Origin of the sequence: uncultured Aquimarina sp., assembly GCF_947500065.1 — a bacterium.
GTDB lineage: Bacteria > Bacteroidota > Bacteroidia > Flavobacteriales > Flavobacteriaceae > Aquimarina.
Map to the genome: position 1 here is coordinate 188,332 of NZ_CANMQT010000002.1, position 17,077 is coordinate 205,408.

The following is a 17,077-nucleotide window of genomic DNA, read 5'->3' on the forward strand; positions in this document are numbered from 1 at the left end:
TTACCTTTGCATAATAACAATTTAATTTAATATTATGACAACTAGTTTTTGGAAAGAATTACCAAGAGAAGAATTGGATAAACATTACAATCCAACATTATGGACACCAAGACTGACGCCAGACAGTTTATTACCTAAACACGAAGAATTCACAACAAGGGCCAGTAACGATTATAAGAATAGCTTAATTGAAAGAAACCTATTCGAATCTATTCAGGTTGGAGATGGTAATTACAAAAGTGAAATAGACATATGTAAACCAGATCAAGCCACAGACCAGAAAACTGCTCTCATTTATATTCATGGAGGTTGGTGGCAATGGTTTAGCAAAAAGCAATTTACCTTTGTGGCTAAGCCTTTTACTGATAAAGGAATCACAGTCTACTTACCAGGATACACTATGGCACAGGATTGGAATAATACGTCTAACCCAATTCAGGAAATTTTCACTCAAGTAAAACTGGCAATTGTACAATTGCTTAAAGATACCGATAAGAACAATATTGATAAGGTGTTTATCACTGGACATTCTGCAGGAGGTCATTTAGCTGCCATGATGGCCTTAGTGGATTGGAAAAAAGAGTTTGATCTAACAAATAATCAAGTACAGCGATTGAAAGGAGTGATTTCACTTAGCGGATTATTTGATGTTAGACCACTGGTTGATACTTTTGTTAACGACGCAATAAAAATTGATAATGCGGAAGCTGAAAAAGTAAGCCCATATTACTTGTTAAATGAGCTTTCTAAAGATTTTAAGCCACTTCCTACATTTCTAGCATTACCGGAATATGATCCGCAAGAATTTTATCGTCAAACCAGAGAATACCAATCTTTATTACATAATAAGGGACATCACTGTGACTTGTTTTTCATTTCTAAGACCGATCATTTAGATATAATTGAGAATTTTTATAGTGAAAACTATGTACTTACAGATTATATAATGGATATTATTCAAAACAGACATTAATAACATATATTAAAAAGGTAGCTAACTTTATAATTCAATTTTTAAGTAATAGCTACCTTTTTTCGAATTAGTTAGTCAATAGCAACAAATAAGTAACAGGTCTACACCAATATAAAAGATGGATTATTTAACTAAACAATTAGATTTACGTCTACGTCACCCAAACTTTCAACACTTTCTTGACTTTAATGAAAGGGAGAGTGAAAGAGTAAGAAATCAATATAATTGTCATTTGGATCGAGCCTATGGAAAAGACATGTTACAAAGCATAGATATATTTCCGTCTTCCAAACCAGATTCTCCAGTTCTTATGTTTATACATGGAGGATATTGGAAGGCTTTGGATAAAAAAAACTATAGCTATATAGCAGAACCGTTTGTGAAAAACGATTTTACTGTTTGCTTAATTAATTATAGACTGTTGCCAAAGGTTGACATGACAGTTCTTATTAATGACCTTGCAGAAGCTACTGAATGGATAAAAGGTGAAATTTTTCGATTTAATGGAAACCCCTACAATATATCCATAAGTGGGCATTCTGCTGGCGGTCATTTAGCGCTAATGACTTATTTGATGAATGAAAACTTAAGAACATCTATTAAAGCAATTTGCAGTCTAAGTGGCATATTTGATTTAGAGCCTATTCAAAATAGTTATCTTAACAAAAAGCTACAATTGAACAAGAATGATATTGAAAAATACAGTCCTCTTTATTGGGATTTGTCAGTTTTAAAATGCCCAACACTTTTAAGTGTTGGAGGAAATGAAACGGAATTTTATATCGAGCAATCGAAGAAAATATTTTCTAAAAACAGCACTAATGATTTCTTAAAATATTTCGAATGTAATGAGTTAAATCATTATCAGATAGTGCATGAATTGGGTAATGAAAATAGTACAATAAGTCAGTTTATTTTCAAGCATGCAAATGACAATACTAGTTTATAAAATATATTTTATATTGCAAAACCATCGTTTGAAGTGAAATAAGGTTTGTAAAATATTAATGAATAAAGATTCAAGAAATTATATCGAGAAAAAAGAAATCTCCAAAACCAAAGATGTTATTGTTTTAAGAACTAATTTTAATGATGATATCCTATGGGAGAAATTATGTGAGTTAATCTCTGAGCCTAATAAAGAATATGGATACAAGGCTTATGTAGAATTCGTAAACAATATTGGACATAATGATATAGAGCAAAATGCGATAACTGATCTTCTGGTAAAAGCTGGCTATGATCATCTAATTGTTTTTGTGGTAGATGATATTACCTTTCAACACAAAGATAGCCCAATTTTGTGTATTGATCTTTATGAAAAAACTGATAATAGTTTTCGAGTAATTCCATCAGAAATGTGGTCTGTAGAGAATAATCTATCCATTTCAAATATGGATTTTGAAGATTTTACGGATTCGTTGGATTCCGAAGGAATATTTAGAGGGTTTGAATAATACTAATCTCTAACCTCATCATCTAAGATTTAGGTATAAAGTTTTTAAGAATGCTTCTATAAGGAATACCACTTTTTACTTACTATTTGAATTTTCCTTTTTGCTTTGTCAAGTTTTTTACTAAGCTCATCAGGATATTGTTCTAAACCAAATGCATTAACGCTCTCTAATGGGATTCCTATAAAATTAAAGCATGCGCTCAATAACGATGTAGCAAAATTAACACTTTTTAGAGGTTCTATTGCAAAATCACTTCCACTTGTCATTAACACTAAAGCTTTTTTGTTTTCACAAAGACCTTTCGGCCCCATCCCGGTCATTGTAAAAGTTTTACCAGATTGTATGATAGCATCAATCCATGCTTTAACCGTTGCTGGTAGAGAAAAATTGTACATAGGGCTGGCAACAACAATATAATCGGTATCTAATACTTGTTGCATCATTTTATCGTTATGATTCAATATTTTTTGCTCCTTAGCATTCAATGTTACTCCTTTAGAATTACGATCTACAAATAAATTTAGGTTTTCTCTTAATAATAAATCGGGTGGGAATTTTACAAGATCAACGAAACTTATTTCAGTTTTATCAGCATTTATTTCAACAAAATAATCTACCAGCTTTTTAGTGTTAGAATTTTTCCTGGGAGTGTAACTAATAACTAGTGTCTTTTTCATATTGTGATTTATATGTGCAAAATTAAACTAACTTTGCTATATAAAGTATATCAGTATCCTAAAGTATACTGGTATACTTTAGGATACTGATAATAAATTATCTAAAAAAATAATTAAGAAATGGACATGACAAAAAAAGAGACTAAAAGTTTTACTCCTGTAGAATGCAAAACTTTTATTCGCCCTGTAAGGGATGTTTTTGATTTAATAGGTGGAAAATGGAGGTTACCCATCATTATAGCTCTCTCTTTTAAAAATCATAGATTTAAGGAGTTGGAACGCCAAATAGAAGGCATTACACCAAGAATGCTTTCCAAGGAATTGAAAGATTTGGAAATAAATGGATTGATTCATAGGGAAGTACTTAATAGCAGGCCGGTAACAGTTCTATATAGTTTGTCAGACTATGGTAAATCTTTAGATAATGTAGTTGTCGCTATGAGAGATTGGGGGTTAATTCACAGAAAAAGAATCATAAATAAATAATATGCTCGACAGTTTTATAAAACAACTGAACATTTTAGAAGATGATCTTAAAAGAGAGCTTCGAGAAAATGCGGAAATAACACACCATAATAAAGGAGAAGTTATTATTAAAAATAATCAATACATTAAGGTTTTAAAGATTGTTCTAAAAGGTAAAGTACGAGTTTACCAAGAATATGAAGATAGAGAAATTTTAATTTATTACTTAACTAGTATGGAGACTTGTACTTTGTCTTTATCTGCATGCTTTGCAGATTCTAAAAGTAATGTAAGCGCCATTGCAAAAGAAGACAGTACTATATTGAACATACCTGTGAGGTTCATTAAAGATTGGAATTTTAAATACAAAAGTTGGAACGCTTTTACAATTAATATATTTAGGGAAAGCTACAACTCGCTTTTAAGCAGTTATTCTAATTTAGCTTTCAAATCTCTAAAAGAACGCTTGTTAGAATTTTTAATATCTGTATCCCGGAATTCTATAATTAATAAATCTCATTTACAAATAGCCATGGAACTGGGTACTACAAGAGAGGTCATTTCAAGGCTTTTAAAAAAAATGGAAAGTGATGGTGAAATTCAACTGGGACAACGGGAAATAAAACTACTATTATAATTTCTTTAGTTGTGCTAAAAGGCACAGGTATCTTCTATGCTTAACTGTTTTCTTTGTAGAATAATTTTAAATATTCAAAAAAATGCAAAGGGAAAAGTTATTAATTGTACTGATGATTTTATTAAGTCCCATTTCTTATGGCCAAAACAGCGGACAGAATGTGGTCAAGACTTCAGAACAAGCTTATCAGGAACATTCACCCATAGCCCATCACAAAATAGCACTAGAAGTTCTAAATGAAAGTAAAAAGTGGATCAACGCTTTTAATGAAGGTAACACTAAAAAATGTGTTGAAAGTTATCGCACAAATGCTGTAATGAGAGCAATGCCTTTCGGGGTTAAAAATGGAAGCCAAGCAATCAATAATTTCTGGAAACCTTTTATAGAATCGGGTGCAAGCAATTTGGTTTATACTGACGTAACTATAGAGGTAGTTAATGAATCAACCGCACTTATATCAGCAAACTGGAGTATGAATGTTGGTCGTGGTACTATTTATCAGGAAAAATGGGAAAAGAAGGATAATATTTGGAAATTGACTTATGATGATTTTGAAGTATTGGAGCAATTTGAAAAACCAAGGATAAACACAAACCCAGCTACAACCAGTCATCAAGCTCTAGAAGAAGTCATAAATGCATCAATAGATTGGATTAATGGATTCAATAGTCAGAACAGTACAATTTGTGGTAATGGGTATTCAGATGATGCTACAATGAATGCTGTTCCATTTACTAGTTTGCATCATAAAGCAGCTATTCAAGAATTTTGGGCAAAATTAATCGCTGATGGGGCTAAAAATTTGACTTATCACAATCCGAAATTTGCGGTTATAACACCAGAACGAGTATTGGTCTCTTCTAGATGGTCGATGAATATAGGTGAAGGAAAGATTTATCAAGAAAAGTGGATAAAAGAGAAAGATAAATGGATTTTAGGATATGATGAGTTTCAAGTACTAAAGCAGTATTAAAATCATTGGATTCAACAAACATATATTTAATAGTTATCATATGAGATTAAAAGCACTTCAATTAAAGACCCAAGATCCAGAAAATGCAGTAGATTTTTATCTCAATATTTTGGGAATGCAACTGGTTCAAACTTACCAAAGCGATAAGGCATTGATAAATATTCTTCAGTTTTCAAAGAGTAATACTCAACTTGAATTGCATTTTGACAAAAGACAACAGCATTATAAGTCAAAATACCAACAAGAAAGTAATGATATATATTGGAAATATAGCCTGTTTGTAGATAATATTCAACAAGTATATAGTACTTTAAGTAATCAAATTGAAGGAATAAATGAGCCTTTCCAATTTGGAAACATAGGATATTTGATGCACACCAAGGATATTGAGAATTATCAGATAGAATTTATTCAAAAAACATTTAAGCAAAGCATTTCTTTACCGCTACCACTAAAAGCTAACAAAACTTTTCCACTTTATGAGCTTCCAGTAATGGGACTCATTTCATTACGCACAAAGGATCCAGTAAAAAGCATACACTTTTATGAGACTTTTTTTGGGATGAAATTATTAGTAAGAATGTATGTAGATAGGAGTAATGGCTTTACGCTTTATTTCTTAGGAGACAATGGTTTGATTGCACCAAATCCTAACATTGATGCAATTGAAAACAGAGAATGGATGTACCAACAAAATAGCGCTTTTATTGAATTGCAATACTACTGGAGTAGTGAGCATCAAGAGGAATTCGAACTACAGACAAAAGAGGAGGAGCCCATTGGGTTTAAGGGAGTGAAATTTGAAACAAAAGATCTAGAAAAAGTTAAAAGTGATTTTCTTGAAAAGAATATTTCCTTTAGATCTAATGTTAATGTAATACAATCGCGTAATGAGATACAAATCATGAGTCCAGATAAGTACGTTATAATAATTCAAGAAAATGAGAGTGAGAATAATTAATACAAAATACATATCGTTGGATGAGTATAAAAATATTTCAGGAAAATGGCTTGTCGAAAATGGTTTTCTTGAGAAAGAAATCCATCGAGAGGTAAATACTTTCAGTAATATTACACAAGTTTTTAGTACCTATGAATCATATAAAACTAAAAATGACCTTAAACCTTTTGTTAGGGGAATAAATAGTATACAATTACTAAATGATGTTAAAAGATGGTGGATTATAAATATATATTAGGCATCTGAAACTAAAGAAAATCCTATTCCTGAAAAATATCTATTAAAGCAGTAAAATATTAGTAATGGTTGTGCAATCTCAAGGAGTAAGCCAAAATATAATTTTAAAAGCATCCCAATATCTAGATGTAAAATCAGGTAAATTAGTTGCACCAGCTGTACTCGTTGTCCGTGATGGAACGATATCCAGTATACAGAAAAACATTAGTATGCACATTGCTAGACATAGTTTTGGAAATATATCTGGGAATAAAATTCCAATTCAGATGCTTCAAAAGCTTTACAGGCATTCTTCGGTAACTACCACTATACGCTATCAAGCCAACTTCATACATAAAGATGCTGATGATGTCTTAGATAGCGTTGTGAATTTTTAGTAAATGTTGTTGATTAGAATTTGCACAAATTAAGTAAAGTGTTCCTTATCAGAGTAGTGTTAAGGGTTAACGGAATGGAAAGTCGAAATTGGTGATTGTGTCCAAGACTTGTGTAGTGAGGCTCTTTTCCCGAAATAAAGAGCTGCGAAATGAAGTGGAAATGTACTGATTATAATTATATGCTTTAGAGTTTAGCTTTTACGAAAAGCCTCTTTCATTGATTTATCAATTTCCGACGAATGTCTTTTAAATGTTCTATGAAGAAGAAGTAAATGAATAAATAAGGTAATCATTCTTTAATAACTTAGATTGGGGAGGTATTTGAGTTGATACTCTTTTTTTAAATGGATTGTTGTTTCAATAGATTTCATTATGGTTTTAAATTCTTGCAATTTTCCCTTTTTAGCTATCCAATCTTCGAGATGATCATTTATGTCACCCTGCATCTCATCATCATAAAACCAAATATGAAAAACAGAACTGTAAGCTCCTAATGAACCACGGTTTCCCTCTAATGGATAAGAGTAGTTTGTTTCTTTTAAAAGTTTGGCTAATTGACGGGTTCTTTGATCAAATTCGTTCATGTATTTAGGATATATACTAAATTCAATCATTGTTGTTAAAGGGTGTTTAGTTACTGAAATTGCTTTTACACTACTCCAAGGAAGTAACATCTCCTGTAAGAAATTACGAGTTATTACAAATTCACAAAACTTTAACTCATGGATTATTATTTCAAATTCCGTAGCTTTTCCAACTTTTGAAAATTCGTCTTGGTAATTTTTTAGCTTTAGTACGTCACCCATATCCATACTAAAATTGATAAATAAGTATTTATTTGTGCCAAATTTGTAAACGAGCCAGTCTAAATCTTCTTTTAGTTTGATCTCTTTTGCCAATAAGGATAGTTTTGATATTGCTTTTTCAAATTTTTGTTTACTAGATTCTTGTACCTCTACAAAAGTTAGCTGTGTTGTAATTTCTATATCGTTGACCGAGATTGAATCTTGCGCACATCCAAACCAAAAGTTAGCAACCAATAATACAATCGTAAAATACTTCATAGATCAACTTTTTTTATAAATATTTTCATTTACTAATTAAAAATTGCTTTAAAAATGTGATTCTTTAACATGGCATATGAATCGTTTTTAATACTCTCTATATCATAGTTGCCGGCTGTTGTAATCAGGATAAGATCATTATTTAAATCCCAATAGATGTTTTGATCGCCATTACCCATAGCAGCTGCAAACGAAGCATTGGTTTTACCAATAGTTTCTTGCCAAATCCAAAATTGAAAGCCGTAGGCTTCGTTACCTTCCAAAAGCTCACTAGGATATTCTATGTGTTCACTAAAAGAGTTATTGACCCATTTCTCAGGAAGTATTTTTTGATTGTTCCAAATACCATTATTTCGGTAAAGTAAGGCGAGCTTTACCAGGTCTCTTGAAGTTAGGCGAAGTCCTGCACAAAATGACAATGTTTGCGTATTCATAAAGGGTGTCCATTCAAAGTTTTCAATTCCAAGTGGTTTGAATAAATATTTATCTACAAACACATTAAAAGGTAGTTTTGAACTCCGTTCAATAAGCTCCCCAAGAACCTGTGTAGCACCACCATTATAGTTGAACACTTTACCAACTGGGTGTTCCAAAGGCTGATTAAACACATAATAAATAGGGTCCTTACTAATCCCCATTTGGCGTTCACTGTTCTTGAGATTATCATAAGAAATATCTTCGTTCCATTTCAGCCCAGTTGACATGGTAAGAAAGTCTTTGATAATCCAATCTTTTTTAGCACCTCTCAAACACTCCTTATAGTCAGGAAAGAATTCAGCAATTCTTTGTTCTTCATTTTTTATATACCCTTCTTTAATCGCAATACCAATACAAGTCGACACTACACTTTTAGAAATACTTCGCATGTCATGTAAGGTAGTTGCAGAATGTTGTACTACGGCATGTTGTGTCCCTAGGATATTATCCTTTCCCATAAAGTATTTTTCATAAATGATATTTCCTTGATAAAGAATGATTACACTATGAAAATTAGGATAATGTCCTGACTCAATTTTTTGTGTTAAGTCGTTCAGAATGCTACTGTCAATCCTTTTATTTGACTGAGCATCTGCATCTTGAATCGCAAGGAAACAAACAGTATAAAATAGAACAATTAAGAGTTTGATAGTTTTCATTTTTCTTTCATTCTTTTCTGAATTTTCCCATTTTTAATAACCATTTGAATTGATCGTGTATTTTTGATGTTTTCTATCGGATTCTTATCGAGTAATATCAAATCGGCGTACTTTCCAATATCTATAGAACCTAACGTATCATCTCTTCCGAGCATTATTGCGGCATTTATAGTGCCCATTTTTAAAATATCTTTAGGTGCCATACCGCCTAGTTCAAACAATTGCATTTCCTCATGAAGACTATATCCAGGAAAAATAAATGCATTTCCAGTATCGGTTCCAAGCACCATATTAACGTCATTCTTTTGAAGTCTTTTGATATCATCAACTTGAAACTTAACAACATCTTTTATTGTAATCGTATCCAATTTTAAATAGTCCTTCATCAAGGCGTTGTTTATGTGGGCTCTTTTAATGTAAGTCGAATCGTTTACTTTTTCTATTGATTCAATATTGAAGACACCTTCCTTTCTTATCTTATCAATCCATTCGGGATATAAGGGATACATAAAACTCTTATCTAGCATCAAAGTTGTAATCCAGTTAATGGGATTGCCGTAAATTTTTTTCAAAAGAAGTGTGTCTTTTTCAAAGTCTAAATCGACACCTGTAAAATGGACAAAGTTGTATATACCTGCATCTAAAGCCATTTTTAGTTCTTCGTTATCACTTACATGTACAAAAACACGAGTATCATGCTTCTCAGCTTCTTTTTGTACTTTACTTATAAAGCTTTGTGATAAACGTTCTACGAATGGTGGATCCGGGCCGTCTTCAATGGTTAGCTTAATTCCTTCGATAGGATATTGTGATACCTTTTTTACTAACCGCTCAATTTGTAAAGTATCTTTTAAGTAGAATACCGTTTCACCCTCTTTCCAAGAACTGTTTGCATAGGTTTTTACTGGATGACTTCCCTGTTTAATAAAGTGCTGACTGGTATGGAATATGCGTGGTGAAGGCAAAGAATCTTGAGTACCCATGGCGCGCATTTCTGCATAGTATTGATTCGTACAGGTGCTGCCACCCGTTACAAAAATGGATGTCACACCATAATGAATAAACTTTGCTAAATCGTTTTTGTAATTATTTACATGCGTATGACCATCGAATATTCCAGGAATTACATATTTATTAGTACCATCAATCATTGTTTTCGCCGAGTAGTTGGTGCTTAAATTATGAGGTATAATCTCAGCAATTGTATTATGTATTATAATAATATCTTGCCCCTCAATTATGTTTCCATTTTCAACATTGATGATGTTAACGTTTTTAATGATAAGATTTCCTTCAATTACTTTTTGGCATCCAGTAATTAGCAGGAATACTAGAAGTATGATTACCTTATTTATACATTTACTTAACATCATAAACATATTTTAATTATCCAAAAATCGTTTTGCATTATTGTAAAAAATATCTGCTTTTTGTTCCTTAGTAAGGAACGGAATTTTCTGAATATTATCTATCGATAATTTAATGGCATCTGTCCAAATCATTTGATCAGAACCGTACATCAGTTTTTTAGATAAATTACATTCTACACCAGACATATTAGTTAGTCTCCTAACATAATCCTGAAATTCCTCATCAGGCATCAACCAATTAATTAAAGAAAGATCGGCATATACATTATCAAACATACACATGATGGCTTTAGTTTCATCTAAAAAAGGCCAACCTGCATGCATTAAATAAATTTTCAGCTTAGGATATTTAATCGCTACTTCTTCAATTCTCAGGGGATTTACTTGTGCTACTCTAAATTTAGAAGCCCAAGTGATTGAAAGATTGGGCTCACCAATCGCCATGTGAATCCCAACTGGAATTCCTTTGTCTTCGGCAAATTTTAGATAGGGCTGCACAATACTATCATTTGGTGAAATACCACCGTATGCAAGCCCCAATTCTCCAAGTACTTCTAGAGTTTCATCTTGAAAAGCTTCTTCAACAATTTTCATGCTCGGAAGTGTATTTCTAGGGTGAAAATACAACCCACCTATAAAGCTGTTCTCATCGTCTAATTTCCATTTTTTTACAGTGTTTAGAGGGCCGCTTATAACTGCTTTTTCAATACGCAGCCGTGTCATTTCTTCTAGTGTTTTCTCAATAACATCTTGATTAGATGTAGCTATGGGGACATTACCTGTTATAGGATTAGCAGGTGGTGGAAAACCGTATCTATCAAAGCTAAATGCATGCATATGCATATCAATAATGGGACCTTTGTACTCTTCAACGCTTGTACAAGAAACCGCCAATATGTACATGCATACGTATTTGAAAAACTTCATATAATGACTTTTTTTAACAATCAAATTCCGCTCAAAAAGGGTATTTTAAAATACTTTGTACACTTTCCCCTCTTTCATCACAAATTCTATTTTCTCTAAAACTCTGATATCCTTAATTGGGTTTCCTTTTACCGCGATGATATCCGCCCATTTACCTTCGTCTAAGCTTCCTGTATTTTTTTCTACACCTATAAGTTCAGCCGCAACAATTGTGGCAGAGCGTATTGCATCAATTTCTTTCATTCCCGCTTTTACCATTAAATGAAATTGCTCGGCATTTCTACCATGCTCAAAAATAGAAGCATCGGTTCCGAATGCCATGCGAACGCCTTGATCATAAGCCTTCTGGAAATTCGCTGCATAACTTTGATAAAGCTCCGATTGTGTCTGATTGATTTGTTTTTTTGTCAAATCTTCTTTGTTCTCAATGAGTTCAACGTGAGCCGCCAATAAATCCATTACCAAATACACCTTGTATTCTTTTAGCATATCGATGGATTCTTGATCCAGAAATGTTCCATGTTCGATAGAATGCGCACCTGCTTTAATAGCATTTTTGATGCCATCCGCACCATGCGCATGAGCGGCCACTTTTAAGCCTCTTTTTTTTGCTTCTTCAACCGCAGCTTGCATTTCTTCAATAGTAAATGACGACGCGCCCGGAATCGATTTCGACGTTCCAAAACCTCCTGTAGCATTTATTTTTATTAGGTCTACGCTGTTTTTTATCAATGTTCTCGTTCGCTTCCGGACTTCATCCTTACCATCAACAGGAAAACCGGGGTTTGGCTTTAATTCCATGTGAGGTGCCATCCAGTTTGCCCAAGCACCATGTCCACCGGTAATTGTCAAGGCTTTTCCGCTCACATACATACGAGGTCCTGGAATCCAATCTTTATTGATGGCATCTCGAAGGGCGACATCACTGTAGAAAACTGCCCCGACATCTCGCACAGTAGTAAAGCCCGCATCTAGTGTTTTTTTAGCATATAGCGTTCCTAAAATACCGTAAGTGGCTATAGCGGTTTCATAGACATCAATAGATTTATCAAAATAAGGATTCGTTAAATGCGTGTGACAATCTATCAAGCCCGGTAAAATGGTATATTCCGATAAGTCAATAATGTCTTTGTACTGATTCTTATTTGAGGCCTTATTTATTTTTGAAATCTTGCCATTTTCAATTACAATAATGACATCATTCACCAATTTTCCTTCAACAACGTCTAACATTGCACCAGCCCAAATAGCACTTTGTCTTTTCTGCGCCGCATTACTTAATGAAAGAAGAAGCAGTAATACTGATAGAATAACTCTTGACATAATTTTTATTTTTTGGTCCAAGCTTGACTGATTAAATGGCTAATCACTTTCCATTGTCCATATTTTTTCTGAAACACCATTAAGTGATTGTTATGACGATCTTTCATCTTACTACCATCTCCCCATTCCTGACCTTTTACTACTGTTTTGGAACGTACAATGGCTATTTCCGATGTCAAGAAATTGATGTCTTTATACTGATTTTCTGACTTTCCTTTCATCACAAAATTCAACGAATAGATTTCAGTAAGCAATGCCTTTAATTCAACCTTGCTTTGCATACGATCTCCAAAGGCATTTGTCCAATCGATATTATCGTCGTAGTGTATAGTGGTTTTTTCGACATCTTTTTCTTTCCAGCCCTCAGCTATGGTTTTGATGATAGATTCTATTTGCTGTTTGTCATCTTTGTCTTGCGCTTTTACAAACGTGTTGAGACTAAATACCAACATCAATAGAAATACACTTTTATTCAATTTGAAGTACATCATTTTAAATGATTTATAGTGTTATTTTTTTTAGAATAAATACTATGTAACCTATGGTCTTATCATTCCACAATTATTTTACGTACCCGATTACCGCCTTCTTCAGTGACATACAAAATATTATTTGAGGTATAGGTTATACCAGCTGGATTGAAAAATTGTGCAATACTACCATCACCATCCATGTAACCAGCATTATTTGCTAAACCTGCTAGTGTAATAACATCATAACTACCACCATTATTTATAAGCATGCGTATGACTTGATTACTAGTATCACTAACATATACATTGCCGTTGTCATCAACAGTAATACCTCTAATTGTGCCACTAAATTTGGCATCTTGGCCAGGACCATTTTCTAAACCAGCAGAGCCATTACCTGCAATGGTAGTTACTGCTCCACTTGGCGTTATTTTACGTATTGAATGATTTCCCTGGTCAGCGACATATATATTGCCTTCGCTATCAACATCGATAGAATATGGCAGATTGAATGAAGCTGATGCTCCTTGTCCATCGGTAAAACCAGCGCTACCATTTCCTGCCAATGTAGTGACCATTCCATTGCTAATTTTTCTAATAACATGATTCCCACGGTCAGCGATATAAATAGTTCCGTCAGTAGCTATGGCTAAACCAGAAGGAGATGCAAACCTAGCATCTGTAAGGTCACCATCTACAAATCCATTAGTACCTGTATCACCTGCAAAAGTTGTAACATCTGCTCCAGCTACGATTTTTCTAATAATATGCGATTGAGAATCGGCAACATATATCTCTCCATTAGTATTGTTATCTATCCCAACCGGACCACTAAAACCAGCTGCTGTACCGATACCATCTGCATTTGTAGGTCCTCCACCTGCATAAGTGGTTACACTTGCATTACCATCTATGGCTCTAATTAAAGAAATAGCCCTGTCACTTACATAAAGTGACCCGTCTGTATTCAAGGTAACATCAGCTGGAATGTTAAATCTTGCTGCAGTGCCAATGCCGTCAGCAGTTCCACTAGCATTGGTAGTAGAACCAGCCACAATTTCCACTGTAACTTCAATAATGTTGGTCACATCTAATGTAATGATTGCCTGAGCATCATTTATACCATCCGACACATTAACTTGTATGGCGTATTGTGTTGTAGTTTCATAATCTAATGAATTTCCAGTAGTTAAACTTAAATTTCCTGAAGTAGTCAGTTCAAAAAGACTACTGTATACTGTTGGGTCTACCAATGAGAATTGTAATGGGTCGTTTTCCGCGTCTGTTGCGGTCACTGTACCAATAATAACGGTATCATCTATATTTTCTGCAGCTTCAAAAGTTACATTGTCAATTTCAGGAACGACATTCTCATTAACATCGGTAACTTCGATAGTAACCGTTGCTGTAGCTTCGTCTTGCCCATCAGTAACCTTAACTTCTATCGTGTATTGAGTAGTGGTTTCATAATCTAAAGATTTTCCTGAAGCCAAACTAAGCTCTCCAGAAGATGTGATTTCAAACAAACTGTTATGGGCAGTAGGGTTCACTAAAGAAAACTGTAGGGTTTGGTTTTCCGCATCTGTTGCGGTTACTATACCAATAATAAAAGTATCATCTATGTCTTCGGCAACCTCAAATGTTACATCTTCAATCTCTGGAGTCGTGTTTTCATTGGCATCTGTTACATTTATTGTAATTTCTGCGGATACAGTTGCTTTTCCGTCACTAACCCCAACAGTTATGGAATGTACTGGCGTGGTTTCAAAATCTAACTCCCCATTTTGTGCCAGTTTTATAGTTCCTGCATTATCTATTGTAAATAATGCATTGGAATTTGTGGTTATGGTAAACGTAAGCTCATCATCATTGGCATCTGTTGCCAATACTGTGCCTACCATACCGCCAGATTCTAACGCCTCAGAGACTGTAAAAGATTGAGTACTTATGGTAGGTGGTGTATTAATTGGTGTATTGTCATCGTCTTTACTACAGCTAACAAAAATAATGATAGCAATAACAAATGTTTTCAATAGTATCTTTTTCATGATTCTAGATTTTTTATTTTTTTTCGTATGTCCAAGTGTATATAATCTCATCTGATGTTTGCGAATTTGGGTTAAAAATGGTTAGGGTAGTTATATCTGGGTATCCATCTTCGTTATACTGGTACTCGTATGTTGTTTTATATTCTTTATTGTTGTTTAAATCTGTTCTTGTATAAAACAATAGGTTGTTTTTGCTATACTTGTATAAATAGGGTGTTTCAGTTAAAACATAATTTCCGCCATAAGAATGTAATATCCCTATATGATATGATAACCCAAAGTTTCCCCCGGTATTTTCATGTAAATTTAATATTGGGCTATTCTTGTTATCGTATCCGTACTTGCTTTCCCACCTATCTACATAAGTTATGTTATCACTACTTTGTTTTTCTAGCACCTTGGTAATATTATCGTTGTTATTATAAGTGATAAGGTATTTTTTATAAGGAGCTATTCCTATCGTATTTGAGACAAAATGCTGCAATACTTCTATTGGTAAACCTTGAGTATTGTATGTAAAGGTTCTATCTATGGTATAGTTGCTAGCTACCACTTCTTCCAGTGCTATTTTTCCTTCAGAGTCATAAGTTAAATTACTTGTGTAAGTTGGTGTTGTTATAGTACTAAGTTTAGCTACCGAGTTATATGTGTATAAAGCCTCTCCTTTTTGTGTAGGTTGGTTTTGTGCATTATAGGCGTAAAGAATAGTGATAGTTCCTCCTGTACTGTTTTTATCTATACTAGAAATTCTACCATCTTCATTATAAGCCACATCATAAGTGTAAATATTATTGGCATTAATGACTTTTACCCTTATTTGAGACTGTTCAATTCCTGAGGAATCATCATCGCTATTACATGATGTAAGCAGTAAGAGAAGTATGCATAGCTTGGTTAATTTTTTTGTGTATTTCATGGCGTTTTAATTTGAAGTTTTTACAATAATGTCTTGTGCAAATGCGTTGGAGTTACCGTCTGAAATCACGGTTTTTATCCCATTTTCCCAGTAACATGCATCATAAATTCCATTACTGTTTTCTTCGTATCCAACTACATATACATCATTTCCACTCACGTAAGTGGCTCTTGTTGCTGCATCTTGACCCGTTGTTAATGTAAACTTTGTTGTGTTTTCAAAGTATAGTGCATTGTAGCTGTTTGCCGAAAAATCAAAGAGTTCGAATCCAGACATATATATCTTATCTGTAACTATGATGTCGCTAATAAATGTGTCTTTAGAGCCATCGGTAAGCACAACTTGGTCATTGTTTTTCCAGTAGCAGGCTGCTTGTCCAATACCACTACCTAAACCTGGCTCGTCTTCATGTCCACCAGTATATATATCATCGTCATCTGTTACATATATTGAGTTACAGCTTGACCTCATTGCATTGGTACTTATGGGCAACACAACTTTTGCACCATTTTTCCAATACACCGCTCTTCTTAGCCCGTTTTCAGTTTCTGTACCAGCTATATAAACGGTGTTGTTTTTTATAAAAATTTCAGTTGCAGAACCACCTGTAGAGTTTGAGTTTGTTAATACAGTTTTAATGCCGTTTTTCCAATGTATTGCAGCACTGTTAAAGTTTGCGTATTGCTCATAACCTACAATATGTATATCGCCATTTTCGGCAACCCATATATCATTAATACCTATATTATAGTCTACTATGCTAATACTGTTTTTAATACCATTTTTCCAGTATACTGCCTCAGTCGCATTATTTTCTCCGGCAATGTATATATCTCCATTATCGGCTATAAAAATTGCATTTGCACTTGAACCATCGGGGAGTATTGTTTTTTCGCTGTTTTTCCAATACACGGCTTTATTATCTTGCGTTCCGACAATATGAATGTCTACAGTAGTATTGAGTGTATCGTCGCTAGGCTCGTCATCATCTTTTGAGCATGCAACAACTAGTAGTACGGAAAAGAAATACACTGCGATTTTGTTTATCTTTTTCATTGTTATT

At 33.6% G+C, this 17,077-nt stretch carries 18 protein-coding genes and 1 pseudogene; 9 read left to right on the plus strand and 10 right to left on the minus strand.

The window, feature by feature from the left end; genetic code table 11:
* Window positions 1-34 precede the first annotated feature (34 nt).
* The 3 genes from Q0975_RS06405 to Q0975_RS06415 all read left to right on the plus strand — a co-directional run bounded on the left by Q0975_RS06405 (window position 35) and on the right by Q0975_RS06415 (window position 2,430).
* Complete coding sequence (locus Q0975_RS06405) at window positions 35-973, plus strand: alpha/beta hydrolase (RefSeq protein ID WP_299434538.1); 939 nt, start codon at window positions 35-37, stop codon at window positions 971-973.
* A gap of 118 nt (window positions 974-1,091) precedes the next feature.
* Window positions 1,092-1,922, plus strand: coding sequence for an alpha/beta hydrolase (locus Q0975_RS06410; RefSeq protein WP_299434540.1), 831 nt, complete (start codon window positions 1,092-1,094; stop codon window positions 1,920-1,922).
* A gap of 58 nt (window positions 1,923-1,980) precedes the next feature.
* Window positions 1,981-2,430 carry a hypothetical protein gene (locus Q0975_RS06415; RefSeq protein WP_299434542.1) on the plus strand — a complete coding sequence of 150 codons (450 nt, stop codon included), beginning with the start codon at window positions 1,981-1,983 and terminating at the stop codon, window positions 2,428-2,430.
* Window positions 2,431-2,486: 56 nt separating this feature from the next.
* Here Q0975_RS06415 and Q0975_RS06420 read toward each other — a convergent pair whose 3' ends face one another.
* Entirely contained in the window at window positions 2,487-3,107 is a 621-nt protein-coding gene (locus tag Q0975_RS06420; RefSeq protein ID WP_299434544.1) for an NAD(P)H-dependent oxidoreductase, read from the minus strand.
* A gap of 120 nt (window positions 3,108-3,227) precedes the next feature.
* Between Q0975_RS06420 and Q0975_RS06425 the strand changes: the two genes are divergently transcribed.
* From Q0975_RS06425 to Q0975_RS06450, 6 genes and pseudogenes are all read left to right on the plus strand, one after another.
* Window positions 3,228-3,593 (plus strand): helix-turn-helix domain-containing protein, encoded by a 366-nt coding sequence (locus Q0975_RS06425; protein WP_299434546.1) that lies wholly within the window; start codon window positions 3,228-3,230, stop codon window positions 3,591-3,593.
* A gap of 1 nt (window position 3,594) precedes the next feature.
* Window positions 3,595-4,209 (plus strand): Crp/Fnr family transcriptional regulator, encoded by a 615-nt coding sequence (locus tag Q0975_RS06430; RefSeq protein WP_299434548.1) that lies wholly within the window; start codon window positions 3,595-3,597, stop codon window positions 4,207-4,209.
* A gap of 82 nt (window positions 4,210-4,291) precedes the next feature.
* Window positions 4,292-5,182 (plus strand): hypothetical protein, encoded by an 891-nt coding sequence (locus Q0975_RS06435; RefSeq protein ID WP_299434550.1) that lies wholly within the window; start codon window positions 4,292-4,294, stop codon window positions 5,180-5,182.
* Between the two features lie 40 nt (window positions 5,183-5,222).
* On the plus strand, window positions 5,223-6,143 hold the full coding sequence (locus Q0975_RS06440) for a VOC family protein (protein ID WP_299434552.1): 921 nt from the start codon (window positions 5,223-5,225) through the stop codon (window positions 6,141-6,143).
* Complete coding sequence (locus Q0975_RS06445; RefSeq protein WP_299434554.1) at window positions 6,124-6,381, plus strand: hypothetical protein; 258 nt, start codon at window positions 6,124-6,126, stop codon at window positions 6,379-6,381. The genes Q0975_RS06440 and Q0975_RS06445 overlap by 20 nt, the downstream gene beginning before the upstream one ends.
* 190 nt (window positions 6,382-6,571) lie before the next feature.
* Window positions 6,572-6,757: pseudogene (locus tag Q0975_RS06450) on the plus strand (recombinase); the annotation flags it as partial.
* A 296-nt stretch (window positions 6,758-7,053) separates the two neighbouring features.
* Here Q0975_RS06450 and Q0975_RS06455 read toward each other — a convergent pair.
* From Q0975_RS06455 to Q0975_RS06495, 9 genes are read right to left on the minus strand one after another with little or no spacing between them, the layout of a single operon-like run.
* Window positions 7,054-7,821, minus strand: a complete 768-nt coding sequence (locus Q0975_RS06455; protein ID WP_299434555.1) for a hypothetical protein — start codon at window positions 7,819-7,821, stop codon at window positions 7,054-7,056.
* A 32-nt stretch (window positions 7,822-7,853) separates the two neighbouring features.
* Complete coding sequence (locus Q0975_RS06460; RefSeq protein ID WP_299434557.1) at window positions 7,854-8,957, minus strand: serine hydrolase; 1,104 nt, start codon at window positions 8,955-8,957, stop codon at window positions 7,854-7,856.
* A complete protein-coding gene (locus Q0975_RS06465) occupies window positions 8,954-10,330 on the minus strand; it encodes an amidohydrolase family protein (RefSeq protein ID WP_299434559.1) in 1,377 nt (458 codons plus the stop codon). Before Q0975_RS06465 ends, Q0975_RS06460 begins: the two co-directional genes overlap by 4 nt.
* Before the next feature lie 9 nt (window positions 10,331-10,339).
* A complete protein-coding gene (locus Q0975_RS06470) occupies window positions 10,340-11,254 on the minus strand; it encodes an amidohydrolase family protein (protein WP_299434561.1) in 915 nt (304 codons plus the stop codon).
* Between the two features lie 45 nt (window positions 11,255-11,299).
* Window positions 11,300-12,577, minus strand: a complete 1,278-nt coding sequence (locus Q0975_RS06475; protein WP_299434563.1) for an amidohydrolase family protein — start codon at window positions 12,575-12,577, stop codon at window positions 11,300-11,302.
* 5 nt (window positions 12,578-12,582) lie between these two features.
* Complete coding sequence (locus Q0975_RS06480) at window positions 12,583-13,068, minus strand: hypothetical protein (protein ID WP_299434565.1); 486 nt, start codon at window positions 13,066-13,068, stop codon at window positions 12,583-12,585.
* Between the two features lie 59 nt (window positions 13,069-13,127).
* Window positions 13,128-15,098 (minus strand): cadherin domain-containing protein, encoded by a 1,971-nt coding sequence (locus Q0975_RS06485; protein ID WP_299434567.1) that lies wholly within the window; start codon window positions 15,096-15,098, stop codon window positions 13,128-13,130.
* 13 nt (window positions 15,099-15,111) lie between these two features.
* Complete coding sequence (locus tag Q0975_RS06490; RefSeq protein WP_299434569.1) at window positions 15,112-16,014, minus strand: hypothetical protein; 903 nt, start codon at window positions 16,012-16,014, stop codon at window positions 15,112-15,114.
* Between the two features lie 6 nt (window positions 16,015-16,020).
* Entirely contained in the window at window positions 16,021-17,070 is a 1,050-nt protein-coding gene (locus Q0975_RS06495) for a hypothetical protein (protein WP_299434571.1), read from the minus strand.
* Between the last annotated feature and the right edge of the window lie 7 nt (window positions 17,071-17,077).